Annotated in this window: 13 protein-coding genes and 1 pseudogene; 12 read left to right on the forward strand and 2 right to left on the reverse strand. The window is 43.9% G+C overall.

The features are described 5' to 3' along the window. Nucleotides 1–340, forward strand: a 340-nt coding sequence (locus IM319_RS14615) for a DUF4351 domain-containing protein (protein ID WP_287736029.1), incomplete at its 5' end; no start/stop codon positions are given. Nucleotides 341–447: 107 nt separating this feature from the next. On the opposite strand, the pseudogene IM319_RS14620 reads toward IM319_RS14615, so the two are convergent. Further along, nucleotides 448–630: pseudogene (locus IM319_RS14620) on the reverse strand (PEP-CTERM sorting domain-containing protein); the annotation flags it as partial. 164 nt (nucleotides 631–794) lie between these two features. On the opposite strand from IM319_RS14620, the gene IM319_RS14625 reads away from it, so the two are divergent. The 8 genes from IM319_RS14625 (at nucleotide 795) to IM319_RS14660 (ending at nucleotide 9,045) form a co-directional block, all read left to right on the forward strand. Then, complete coding sequence (locus IM319_RS14625; protein WP_002738137.1) at nucleotides 795–959, forward strand: hypothetical protein; 165 nt, start codon at nucleotides 795–797, stop codon at nucleotides 957–959. A 275-nt stretch (nucleotides 960–1,234) separates the two neighbouring features. Further along, nucleotides 1,235–1,534, forward strand: coding sequence for a nucleotidyltransferase family protein (locus IM319_RS14630; protein WP_158201702.1), 300 nt, complete (start codon nucleotides 1,235–1,237; stop codon nucleotides 1,532–1,534). Then, a complete protein-coding gene (locus IM319_RS14635) occupies nucleotides 1,527–1,898 on the forward strand; it encodes a HepT-like ribonuclease domain-containing protein (RefSeq protein ID WP_287076772.1) in 372 nt (123 codons plus the stop codon). The genes IM319_RS14630 and IM319_RS14635 overlap by 8 nt, the downstream gene beginning before the upstream one ends. 89 nt (nucleotides 1,899–1,987) lie before the next feature. Continuing rightward, complete coding sequence (locus IM319_RS14640) at nucleotides 1,988–2,155, forward strand: hypothetical protein (RefSeq protein ID WP_287736030.1); 168 nt, start codon at nucleotides 1,988–1,990, stop codon at nucleotides 2,153–2,155. Between the two features lie 84 nt (nucleotides 2,156–2,239). Beyond that, nucleotides 2,240–2,521: a DUF433 domain-containing protein gene (locus tag IM319_RS14645; RefSeq protein WP_287736031.1), complete on the forward strand. Its 282-nt coding sequence runs from the start codon at nucleotides 2,240–2,242 to the stop codon at nucleotides 2,519–2,521. After that, on the forward strand, nucleotides 2,518–2,865 hold the full coding sequence (locus IM319_RS14650; protein WP_287685960.1) for a DUF5615 family PIN-like protein: 348 nt from the start codon (nucleotides 2,518–2,520) through the stop codon (nucleotides 2,863–2,865). Before IM319_RS14645 ends, IM319_RS14650 begins: the two co-directional genes overlap by 4 nt. 209 nt (nucleotides 2,866–3,074) lie before the next feature. Then, entirely contained in the window at nucleotides 3,075–7,649 is a 4,575-nt protein-coding gene (gltB, locus tag IM319_RS14655; protein ID WP_287736032.1) for a glutamate synthase large subunit, read from the forward strand. Nucleotides 7,650–7,710: 61 nt separating this feature from the next. Continuing rightward, nucleotides 7,711–9,045 (forward strand): Swt1 family HEPN domain-containing protein, encoded by a 1,335-nt coding sequence (locus IM319_RS14660; protein WP_287736033.1) that lies wholly within the window; start codon nucleotides 7,711–7,713, stop codon nucleotides 9,043–9,045. A gap of 163 nt (nucleotides 9,046–9,208) precedes the next feature. Here IM319_RS14660 and IM319_RS14665 read toward each other — a convergent pair whose 3' ends face one another. Next, a complete protein-coding gene (locus IM319_RS14665; protein ID WP_002777099.1) occupies nucleotides 9,209–9,328 on the reverse strand; it encodes a type II toxin-antitoxin system Phd/YefM family antitoxin in 120 nt (39 codons plus the stop codon). Nucleotides 9,329–9,572: 244 nt separating this feature from the next. On the opposite strand from IM319_RS14665, the gene IM319_RS14670 reads away from it, so the two are divergent. The 3 genes from IM319_RS14670 to IM319_RS14680 all read left to right on the forward strand — a co-directional run bounded on the left by IM319_RS14670 (nucleotide 9,573) and on the right by IM319_RS14680 (nucleotide 11,265). Continuing rightward, nucleotides 9,573–9,812, forward strand: a complete 240-nt coding sequence (locus tag IM319_RS14670) for a hypothetical protein (protein ID WP_002791637.1) — start codon at nucleotides 9,573–9,575, stop codon at nucleotides 9,810–9,812. Continuing rightward, nucleotides 9,812–10,240, forward strand: coding sequence for a putative toxin-antitoxin system toxin component, PIN family (locus IM319_RS14675; protein WP_287736034.1), 429 nt, complete (start codon nucleotides 9,812–9,814; stop codon nucleotides 10,238–10,240). The genes IM319_RS14670 and IM319_RS14675 overlap by 1 nt, the downstream gene beginning before the upstream one ends. A gap of 473 nt (nucleotides 10,241–10,713) precedes the next feature. Then, the gene (locus tag IM319_RS14680; protein WP_287736035.1) at nucleotides 10,714–11,265 is read left to right on the forward strand and encodes a Uma2 family endonuclease; all 552 of its coding nucleotides are present in this window, start codon (nucleotides 10,714–10,716) and stop codon (nucleotides 11,263–11,265) included. Nucleotides 11,266–11,862 lie beyond the last annotated feature (597 nt).

The raw sequence follows: 11,862 nt of genomic DNA on the forward strand, positions 1-11,862 counted from the left end.
AATTGAGACAATTCTCATTTATAAATTGCCGAAAATGAATCGTAAGGAGATAGAAGCTATGTTTAGTTTAAGTGATTTAAGAGAAACTAAAGTCTATCAAGAAGCTTTAGAGGAAGGTAGAGAGGAAGGTAGAGAGGAAGGTAGAGAGGAAGGTAGAGAGGAAGGAGAATTATTCGCTAAAAAAAGCCTGATTTTGCGTCAGCTAAATTTAAAACTAGGTTCTATTCCTTTAAAGGTAGAACAAAAAATTAAACAGTTAAATCCTAATCAACTGGATAATTTAGCTCTTGCTTTATTGGACTTTTCGGATGTGGAAGATTTGCACCAATGGTTAAATTAAAGAAAAAAAAGCCTTAGATTCAACAATTTAAGCAACAATTCAGGGATACCAACGCAAAGGGTGGGGAATTAGGAAAATTTCGGCTCATCTCCCCACCCCAAGCGCAATTAACGACGTTTAGCGAGGCGACGCACCACTAAACCGCTCCCTAGTATCCCTAATCCAATAATACCAGAAGGTTCGGGAGTGGACACCGGCGGCTGACTTTGGCTGAATACCTGTACGCGATTGTTGCCAGTATCAGCTACATAGATATTACCACCGCTACCGACGGCGATACCGTAGGGGGAACGCTCACCTGAACGTTATGAATAACCGTCTTAAATTCGATCGCTTCCATACATAGCTCCAATTAAACCCTATCTCTACTTTAGCTCTAGAGTTAAGCGATCATAGCTCGGACATATTTTAGAAACTAGAATAAGGTTAAAAATCGCTTGGAGGGTTTAGGGTGATGGACGAAAAAGAAACAGGACTAAATGAACGGGAACTAGAGGAAATTCTGGAAATGGCACGGGATGCGGCGGAAAAAGCCCGATCGATGTGCGAGGTAATTACGGAAAATTCAAAAAAATGGCGGGAGAGAGCAGAAAGAATCAATCGAACGGGATCGAGATAGCGATCGAGTATTTCTTCGATTATAGGAGCGATCCCGAACCTCGAATCAGGTAATTGAAAGAGCGACAGGATATAAATAATACAAATATTTCAAGGATTGACACAATAGGCTGATAATGATATTGTTACTACTTTTAATAATTTCCGTATAGTTAATGCGAACACACTTACTAAGTAGCTATGGGAAGACTTTCCTTCGACTACCCTAGTGGCTTCTGTTGCCGATCGCGCTAAACTGAAGATTGTTGATCGCTAAATCAGTAGGCTATAAATTGGATGGTAGATAAAATCACTGCCAATGAGATATTGGAACGTTTACGAACCCTGAAACCCGAACTGGAGGAACGATACGCGCTCGATCGAATCGGTATTTTCGGCTCGGTAGCCAGAGAGGAAAACCGACCGACGAGCGATATAGATATAGTGGTATATATGCCCCCCGATCTGCTTAAAAGAGTCAGACTGAAAGCCGAACTAGAGAAACTATTCGGACGGGAAGTGGACGTGATCCGCTATCGGGATTCCCTGAATCCTTACCTCAAGGCGCGGATCGATCGAGAGGCTATCTATGTGTGATCGATCGCTTCTATTCGAGTTATTACTAGAGCTTGAAGAGGCGATCCGCCGGATCGAGCGGCGATTTACCCAGATTCAAAAAGCCGATGATTTCATCGCCGATGATGATGGACTCGATCGATTGGATGGCATTAGTATGATGTTGATCGCAATTAGTGAAAATATTAGAAGACTCGATCGGCTAATGGGAGAGAGTTTAGCGAATCGCTACCCGGAAATTCCCTGGTCGGAGATTAAGGGAATCAGAAATATTCTCGCCCACGATTATTTTGACATCGATCCGGAGGAAATTTATCGGATTTGTAGGGAGGATCTGGAGATTTTGAAGCGGGTACTCGGAAAAATACGTCACGACCTCTTGTAATTATCGAAATGTCCCAATCAAACCGCTCCGCTCGGTCTTCACCCCGACATTTTTGATAAGCTTAAAAATCGCTTGGAGGGTTTACGGTGATGGAAGAGAAAGAAACAGGACTAAATGAACGGGAACTAGAGGAAATTCTGGAAATGGCACGGGATGCGGCGGAAAAAGCCCGATCAATGGGCGAGGTAATTACGGAAAATTCTAAAAAATGGAGAGAGAGAGCGAAACAATCGCCGCAAGTGAGAGCGGGTGGCTGAAGTAACCGAACCGATATTTATTGGGAATAGTCAGGGGTTCGATCGATACGATAAACTAAACGATATCCACTCCAGAAAACCGCGATGGTTCAAGCGACCGAATATCTCTACATCGTTCGAGACGACGAGATTTTACGCGGGGAACCAATTATCAAAGGAACGCGTACACCCGTCCGCGCCATCGTCGAAACTTGGCGTCTGGGAGTCGCTCCCGAAGAAATCCCCCTAGGAATGCCCCATCTGACGTTAAGTCAGATTTTCAGTGCGTTGACCTATTACAGCGACCATCTAGAGGAAATTAACGCTTATATCGAGCGTAACCGCATTCCCGACGACTTAATCGATCCGCTGCTAAACAATTCGTGAATAATCTCTTTATCCGTCTCTATCTAGATGAAGATGTTAACGTTTTAATCGCCGAGTTGTTGAGAGCGAGGGGGTTTGACGCGATTACTGCGAGGGATGCGGGACAACTTAACGCCACAGATAAAGCACAACTCGCTCACGCGGTGAGTCAGGGAAGAACCTTAGTCACTCACAACCGAACCGATTTTGAAGAACTGGTTCGCGATTACTTCGATGCCAATCGAACCCATTACGGGGTGATTTTCGCCGTCCGTCGCCCTCCGCGAGAGATGGCGCACCGTTTACTCGTTATTCTTGATCGAGTGACTGCGGACGAAATGCGAAACCAAGTTCGATATATTTAATCGCCAAGAAAAATCGCCGTGACCCATTTTTAGGTTCTAGAATGGTCGGAAGTTGGATTCGGTGTAAAGGAACCCTTGTCACATCGAAACATTTCCTTAAGATATAAGACCGAAGGTCCAGTCTGGATACAGAATTGATATACCTAGAATCGCTACTCTGGCTCACCCTCTAGGCCATTCCCTTCCAGACTGCTAGGCTATTAGACAAAATGAATAACAATCAAACTCCACGGAAACAAGGACTATACGATCCCCAATTCGAACATGATGCTTGTGGTGTCGGTTTTATCGTTCATAAAACGGGTAAAAAATCCCACGATATTGTTGAACAAGCCTTAACAATTTTACTAAACCTCGATCACCGTGGCGCGTGCGGTGCGGAAAAAAATACCGGAGATGGAGCGGGTATTTTGTGCCAAATCCCCGACCTATTTTTCCGGAAAGTGACCAGTAATCTAGGCTTTACCTTACCGGCAGCGGGACAATACGGGGTAGGAATGCTCTACACGGCCCCTGATGCCGAAATTCGCCAGAAAGGTCGGCAGCAATTCGAGAAAATCGCCGCCGAAGAGGGGTTAAAAGTTCTCGGTTGGCGTGATGTTCCCACGGATAACTCTAGTTTGGGCAATTCGGCCAAATCTACCGAACCCTTTATCGAACAGGTTTTCATCGAACGCAATGCCAATTTAAGTGATGATCTGGCCTTTGAACGCAAATTATACGTTATTCGCAAACGTTCCCACCTCAGTCGTCAATCCTTTAATCGTTACTGGTATCCTTGCAGTATTTCTAGTCGTACCATTGTCTATAAAGGGCAATTAATGCCGGTACAGGTGGGTGACTACTTTCCCGATTTACACGACCCCGACTTTGAAAGTGCTTTAGGATTAGTCCATTCTCGTTTTAGTACCAATACCTTCCCCAGTTGGGAACGCGCCCACCCTTACCGTTATATTGCCCATAATGGCGAAATTAATACCCTGCGAGGTAATATTAACTGGATGCACGCCCGTCAGTCGATGTTTGCCTCACCCTTGTTCGGGGAAGACATCAAAAAAATCCAGCCAGTCATTAATATCGAGGGTAGTGACTCCTTAATTTTTGATAATGCCCTAGAATTAATGGTTTTATCGGGGCGTTCTCTTCCTCACGCTGTCATGATGATGATTCCTGAACCCTGGGCAGCCCACGAATCGATGAGTGATGAGAAAAAAGCTTTTTATGAATACCATTCCTGTTTGATGGAACCCTGGGATGGTCCGGCCTCGATCGCTTTTACCGATGGTACGATGATGGGAGCAGTGTTAGACCGCAATGGTTTACGTCCTTCCCGTTACTACGTCACCAAGGATGACCTAGTAATTATGGCATCGGAAGCGGGAGTTTTACCCATTGAACCGGAACGCGTCGCTTTTAAAGGTCGTCTGCAACCCGGCCGGATGTTCCTTGTGGATATGAAAGAAGGTCGTATCGTGGCCGACGAGGAGATAAAAGAAGGTATTGCCAAAGCTCATCCCTATCGCCAGTGGTTAAACGAAAATTTAGTCAATTTAGACGATTTACCGGCTGTGGAAACTGCCCCACCTGAAACTCCTGTTTCCCTAATTCAACAGCAAACCGCTTTCGGTTACACTTTTGAGGAATTACGTCTTTTATTAGCCCCCATGGGCCGGGATGGAGTGGAAGCAGTGGGTTCCATGGGTTCCGATACGCCCCTAGCCGTCTTGTCCGATCGGCCAAAACTGCTTTATGATTACTTTCAGCAGTTATTCGCCCAAGTCACTAACCCCCCGATTGACTCGATTCGCGAGGAAATTATCACCTCTCCCATCACCACTATCGGTGCGGAAAGAAATCTCTTGGACCCGCAGCCAGAAAGCTCTCACCTGATTAAACTTAACTCTCCCATCCTCACTAACGCCCAATTAGCGCGTTTACAGGGCAATAGCGAATTTAAAACCGTGACTATTGCCATTCTCTTCGATCCCACTTCGGGAGTCGAGGGAATGCGTAGCACAATTGAGGCAATTTGTCAAGAGGTGGACGAGGCAATTTTAGCAGGCGCGAGCATTATTATTTTAAGCGATCGAGGTATCGATAAAAATCACGCCCCGATTCCCTCACTGCTGGCCGTTGCCGGTTTACACCATCATCTCATCCGGCAGGGAACCCGCACCAGAGTCGGCCTTGTCTTAGAATCGGGCGAACCCCGGGAAGTGCATCACTACGCCCTTCTCCTCGGTTATGGTTGCGGTGCGATTAATCCCTATCTAGCCTTTGCCACCCTCGGCAGTATGATCGAGGAAGGATTATTGGTAGGAGTTGACCACCCAACCGCCTGTAAAAACTACATAAAAGCCGCCACCAAGGGCGTAATTAAAGTGGCCTCTAAAATTGGCATTTCTACCCTGCAAAGCTACCGTGGAGCGCAAATATTCGAGGCTATCGGCTTAAATCGATCGGTAGTTGATCGCTATTTTACTTGGACAGCTTCCCGCATTGAAGGGGCCGATTTAGAAATTATTGCCAAAGAATCCCTGCTCAGACATGGCCACGCTTTCCCCGACCGGGACGTGAACGTGCATACCCTCGATATTGGCGGTGAATATCAATGGCGTAAGGACGGGGAAGCGCACCTCTTTAGCCCAGAAACCATTCATACCCTGCAACAAGCGGTAAAATTGGGCAAATACGACCTCTTTAAGCAGTATTCCCAACTGGTCAACCAACAGAATCAAAAATTCTTCACCCTGCGGGGATTATTAACCTTTAAAAACCGGGAAAGTATCCCCATCGAAGAAGTGGAACCGATTGAAGCGATTATGAAACGCTTTAAAACTGGGGCCATGAGTTACGGGTCTATTTCCAAAGAGGCCCACGAATCCCTCGCTATTGCCATGAATCGTATCGGTGGCAAGTCGAACACCGGGGAAGGGGGCGAAGATTCCGAGCGCTACACTTGGACAAATGAACAGGGAGACTCGAAAAATAGTGCCATTAAACAGGTGGCTTCCGGCCGTTTTGGTGTCACCAGTCTTTACCTCTCCCAAGCGCGAGAATTGCAGATAAAAATGGCCCAGGGGGCAAAACCGGGCGAAGGCGGTCAATTACCGGGTAAAAAAGTCTATCCTTGGATTGCCAAAGTCCGTCACTCCACCCCCGGAGTCGGTTTAATTTCTCCCCCACCCCACCACGATATCTACTCCATTGAAGACCTAGCGGAGTTGATTCATGACCTAAAAAATGCCAATCGTGCGGCGAGAGTGAGCGTAAAACTGGTTTCTGAGGTGGGAGTCGGTACAATCGCCGCCGGAGTCGCTAAAGCTCACGCAGACGTGGTTTTAATCTCTGGTTTCGATGGTGGGACCGGTGCATCTCCCCAAACCTCGATTAAACACGCGGGTTTACCCTGGGAGTTGGGACTAGCAGAAACCCATCAAACATTGGTGTTAAATAATCTTCGCAGTCGCATTGCGGTGGAAACCGATGGTCAGATGAAAACCGGCCGCGATGTGGTGGTAGCGACCCTATTGGGGGCCGAAGAATTCGGTTTTTCGACCGCGCCACTGGTAACGTTAGGCTGTATTATGATGCGGGTTTGTCATCTTAATACCTGTCCGGCGGGGGTAGCGACCCAAGATCCGTTATTACGGAAGAATTTCATCGGGGATCCTGAATATACGGTGAATTTCATGAAATTTATCGCCCAGGAAGTGCGGGAAATTATGGCCGAATTGGGATTCCGCACCTTAAATGAAATGGTGGGGCGAACTGATGTATTAGAGCCGAAACAGGCTGTAGAACATTGGAAAGCGAAAGGAATTGACCTAACTCCGATTCTCTATCAACCTGAGGTAGAGCCAGAGGTAGGACGTTATTGTCAGATTCCCCAGGACCACGGGTTAGATAAGTCTTTGGATATAACCGTTTTACTGGATTTATGCAAAGATGCCATTGAAAAAGGCGAAAAAGTCAAAGCGACACTACCGATTAAAAATATTAACCGCGTGGTGGGGACGATTTTAGGCAACGAAATCACTAAACGTCACTGGGAGGGTTTACCGGAAGATACCGTACATCTCCATTTTCAGGGCAGCGCGGGGCAGAGTTTCGGTGCTTTTGTTCCCAAAGGAGTGACACTGGAGTTAGAAGGGGATGCTAATGATTATGTGGGTAAGGGTTTAAGCGGTGGCAAAATCATCGTTTATCCGCCCAAAGGTTCCACTTTTGTGGCCCAGGAGAATATTATCATCGGTAACGTGGCTTTATACGGTGCGACCAGTGGTGAGGTGTATATTTCTGGGGTTGCCGGGGAACGTTTTGGGGTGCGTAACTCTGGGGTGACTACGGTGGTTGAGTCCGTTGGCGACCACGCTTGCGAGTACATGACGGGGGGTAAAGTCGTTGTTTTAGGGCCCACCGGTCGCAATTTCGCCGCCGGAATGAGTGGTGGTGTGGCCTACGTCCTCGATGAGTCGGGGGATTTCGCCACTCGTTGCAATACCCAAATGGTAGCTTTAGAGGCGCTAGAAGGGGAAGAAATCGACGATTTACGCGAGTTAATTCAACGCCATGCTGATTACACCCAAAGTCAAAAAGCGTCCCTAGTTTTAGCAAATTGGTCGGAAATGTTGCCCAAGTTTGTTAAAGTAATGCCCAAGGATTATAAGCGGATGTTGCAGTGTATTAAAGAGGCGTTAGATTCCGGTTTAACCGGCGATTCTGCCCTCGATGCGGCTTTTGAAGCCAACGCCCGCGATGTGGCAAGGATTGGCGGAAGTTAGAGGTTAAGGGGGGCTGAATAAGCCCCCTTTTTTTCAATAGACAAGTTAAAATAGAGGTTAGATGTTGTTTATAGACCTAACTCCTGTCATTCCAATGGACACACAAAACAATTTTCTCACCTTTGAAATTTTTGCATTTGACACTTCTAATCAATCTCATATCAAAACTCCTGATAATTTAGTCCATCTTCTCGCCTCGAATAATTCATTTTGGAAGGGAACACAACAAATAGATTGTAACAGTCGCCAAATCAAGGATAATTTTATAGAAATTACAGTAAATCCAATTAAATTTGATCAAGACAGCAAAGATAAATGTATTACAGGTTTTTCAATTGTTGTAAAGGGAGAATATGATTGTTTAGAACCTCAACGTATTCCAATTTTAAATTTTTTCAAAGAACAAAAATTAGAAACACTGTATATAGTAAAAGACGAAATTTCTGAACAGATTGCTGTTCAAATTTATCCTTATATTTATCGTGTGGAAAACCATTTAAGAGCCTACATAACGAAATTCATGACAACCAAGATAGGAGTGAATTGGTGGAAAACGGAAGCCCCCCAAGATTTTAGCAAGAAAGTTAATGACAGAAAAAATAATGAAACAAAATTTGCAAGCTATATTGACAATAAACTCTATCTGATAGATTTTAATGATTTAGGTGAGTATATATACAAGCTTTCATCTGGTTGTATAACCAAAGAGGATTTAATTAAAAAAATTGATAGGCTTGAAGAAACTCCCGAAGCAATTCGTAAATTAAAAGAAGAAATTAAAAGCAACTATGATAAGTTTTTTAAGGAATCATTTAAAGACAGAAATTTTCAATCTAATTGGGAGAAACTGTATAAAATCAGAAACAAAGTAGCTCATAATAATCTTTTTACCAATGACGACTTAAGTGTGGCCGAAGAAAAACACCGAGACTTAATTGAAACAATCAAGAACGCGGAGCAGAAACTTGAAGGACTGATATTAACTCCTGAAGAAGTAGGATTAATACAAGAAGAAGCAAATTCTATAGAAGATAGACAATATCCCATCGAAAAATTGATGGATATAGTAGGAAAGTTACCATCCGAAAAATTGATGGATCCATTAAGAAAGTCACCATCCAAAAAGATGGATCTAGTAGGAAAGTTACCATCATGCCATTCTCTTATCACTCCTTCCGGCTTAAACTTAAGACGAATGAAAACCGAAAAATTGATGGATGCATTAAGAAAGTTACCATCCGAAAAATTGATGGATCTATTAAGAAAGTCACCATCTGACGGGTTCTTCGGTTTGTACTATGCAATGGACGGAGTTATAAGGGATGAAACCCTTATAGAGAAGGACATTGATGCGATTTTGTCAATTGTTTTCGATCTAGAACGAACTAATCAATAGAACTCTTGCAAGATAAGGATTTAGTCGATTTATGCCACCCTTTAGGAAGTTGATGGGTGCTGCTACTGAGTCGGGATTCCTTGAGTGTGTAACAGAGCAGAGTATGGCTATCGATTAGACATTTCAAAGCAGATACTCCGAGAAGTCTTGTAAGTGTTCTTTATCATCGGCTTAATTTTGCCAGTGGGAAATTATTATCGGTAATTAACAATTCTTCCCCTAGTTTGAGATTGTATATCAGTTCGGGCAGTTTGGCTTGAGCTTCTTGGAGAGAGACAATCATAATTTTACGGCAAGCGGGAAGATGAAAGGACTTTCTAGGCCGATAATACCAAATCCGTTGAGTAACGCACAGAAAACGGGTTTCTCGGAGAAACCCGTTTTCTACTCATGCAAAAATAACCAGATTTGGTACAATTTCTCGATTCTAACTGATCGACGCAGAGAAGGGATAGGCGAACAGAAAACCCTCTCCATTAAGAACCCGTGTTAAACTGATTAATCATGCTAGTGTCTAGAAGCGACCTATGCCGAACTTAACCTTAAGCAACGAACAAGTGATCGAATTAGTCAAACAACTCCCTGAAGCACAGCAACAGGAAGTTTATAAAATTCTCATCCTCAGTCAGTGGAGACAGTTGGAACCAGTATTTAATGAAGGAGCAGAAAGAGCTAGAATCGTAGCCAAAGAACGCGGCTATGATTGGGATACCATGACCGAAGACGAAAGAGAAGAATTTATCGATGAAATCGTTCACGAAAAATAGTGACCTATGTAGTTGTTTTTGATACAAATATATTAATCTCTGCTTGGCTGTCTAAAAACAGCCCTACATTTTCTTGCTTATCGTTAGCGAAGACGGGATCGGTATCTTCAGTAACCTGCCAAGAGATTTTAGACGAATTAACCGAAAAACTTCAGCAGAAATTTCAAATATCTGAACGGGGACTTAGAGAATATATCGCAGAAATTCGTCAATTTTCTAGCCTTGTTCCGATAACGAGACAACTTAGAGCCGTTCCCAACGATCCCGATGACGATATGATCATAGAATGTGCGATCGCTGGCAATGCTACCCATATTATCACGGGGGACAAACATCTTCTTTCACGGGTTGAATATCAAAATATTCAGATCGTAAAGGCAAAAGATTTTCTGGACTTTTTAGATCAAAATAATAACCATCAATTATGAACTTTACTCAATGTGATTTTATTAAAAGACATTCTAGAAGAAGAATTATCCAATGGAAACGTGGGAACATTAGTAGAAAAACATTAAGTTGAGGGATTAGAAACGGGGTATAGTGTCGAGTTTTTCGATAGGTTGAGAAAAACGATCGCTCTCGTCACCCTGCGCGAAAGTTCCCTCTGTCTCCCTACCCACAGAGACTGACCAAACGTTAGACCGGTAAACAACACTACCATCTAAAAGCTCGAAAGCGGGTTGCTACAATTGCAATAGGTGTAACTTCCATAGATGAGAAGGCCGAGTGAAGACGATAGCGACTTTCTTGGTAAGCTGATGGACGAAATTAGTGATGAGGCCGAAGCAAGAGGATTAAAACCCGAAATTTTAGAGTCTTTACTGAATGAATCTTGAAGTGAACTATACCAGTCTTAACCAGCTTAACCATTCCCAAGCGTTTGACATAATAGATTTCTAAAATGCTCCAATCCCTCCTCACCCTACCCGAATTTCTTGCACTACCGGAAAGCAAACCCGCTCTGGAATATATCGACGGTCGAATCGTTCAAAAACCTATGCCGAAAACCCGACACGCTCGATTACAGAGCAAATTAATCGAGAAAATTAATCGCATCACCGAAACAGAAAAAATCGCTTATGCGTTTCCCGAATTGCGCTGTACCTTCGCAGGTCGATCAATCGTCCCCGATATCGCCGTACTCCTCTGGCAGAATATCCCCTTCGATACCAACGGTGAACCTCTCGATAATATTCTCATCCCTCCCGACTGGACGATCGAAATCCTTTCCCCCGAACAAAGTTCCAACCGAGTCACGGGAAATATCCTGTATTGTCTTAAACACGGCTGTAAACTGGGATGGCTACTCGATGCCGAAGATCGATCAATCCTCATTTTTCTTCCCGATCGACAACCCGAATTACGCCAAGGTCTCGATCGACTAGAAATCTTACCGGATATCGATCTAGAATTAACCGTCGAGGCAGTTTTCTCGTGGTTAAAAATGCAATAGCGGCAAAAATTTCATTTTTGAATTGGTGCATGAAGAAAGACTATCCGTGGGAACCTTGGTAGAAAAACATCAAATCGAGGGATTAGAAACGGGGTATAGTGTCGGATTTTTCGATAGGTTGAGAAAAACAATTACTGTTGTCAACCTACCCGAAAATTCCCTCCGTTTCCCCACCCACGAGGATCGACCTTGACCCTACAGGACTGATATTTTCCCATCTTTAGTAGAATATCGGCATCTAGAAGAGGGTGCGATCTTGCGGCAGTTATAGTTGAGAGGGTGTTTTACACTAGCCTTAAGGCACTGTGTAGGCCGTACTCGAATTACTTCTCAACAATCCATTATCATAAAAAATCTACGAGTTAGTTATGATGGAATGGTTTTCCGTCCCGAAGAAAAGATTGAATTAGAACCCAATACCCATTACCGAAATTTTGGGTTAAAGCCCCGTCCTAAAAGGACGGCTTTTTAAACTATAGCTTGTTAACTTAACTTTTATTGTGCTATACTGATTTTATCTAAGTACCCCCTGCGTAAAATGTTTGTCTTAGAGTTTAAAGTTAAAGCTAAAACTCAACAGTATCAAGCCATAGACGA

The sequence above is a fragment of the Microcystis sp. M113S1 genome, from assembly GCF_020246945.1.
In the GTDB taxonomy this organism is placed as follows: Bacteria; Cyanobacteriota; Cyanobacteriia; order Cyanobacteriales; family Microcystaceae; genus Microcystis.

Excerpts from the sequence above, each read along its gene's own strand:
- IM319_RS14645 (WP_287736031.1), top strand. The coding sequence starts at position 2,240 with ATGGTTCAAGCGACCGAATATCTCTACATCGTTCGAGACGACGAGATT.
- IM319_RS14640 (WP_287736030.1), top strand. The coding sequence starts at position 1,988 with ATGGAAGAGAAAGAAACAGGACTAAATGAACGGGAACTAGAGGAAATT.
- IM319_RS14630 (WP_158201702.1), top strand. The coding sequence starts at position 1,235 with ATGGTAGATAAAATCACTGCCAATGAGATATTGGAACGTTTACGAACC.
- gltB (WP_287736032.1), top strand. The coding sequence starts at position 3,075 with ATGAATAACAATCAAACTCCACGGAAACAAGGACTATACGATCCCCAA.
- IM319_RS14625 (WP_002738137.1), top strand. The coding sequence starts at position 795 with ATGGACGAAAAAGAAACAGGACTAAATGAACGGGAACTAGAGGAAATT.
- IM319_RS14670 (WP_002791637.1), top strand. The coding sequence starts at position 9,573 with ATGCCGAACTTAACCTTAAGCAACGAACAAGTGATCGAATTAGTCAAA.
- IM319_RS14635 (WP_287076772.1), top strand. The coding sequence starts at position 1,527 with ATGTGTGATCGATCGCTTCTATTCGAGTTATTACTAGAGCTTGAAGAG.
- IM319_RS14665 (WP_002777099.1), bottom strand. The coding sequence starts at position 9,328 with ATGATTGTCTCTCTCCAAGAAGCTCAAGCCAAACTGCCCGAACTGATA.
- IM319_RS14660 (WP_287736033.1), top strand. The coding sequence starts at position 7,711 with ATGTTGTTTATAGACCTAACTCCTGTCATTCCAATGGACACACAAAAC.
- IM319_RS14680 (WP_287736035.1), top strand. The coding sequence starts at position 10,714 with ATGCTCCAATCCCTCCTCACCCTACCCGAATTTCTTGCACTACCGGAA.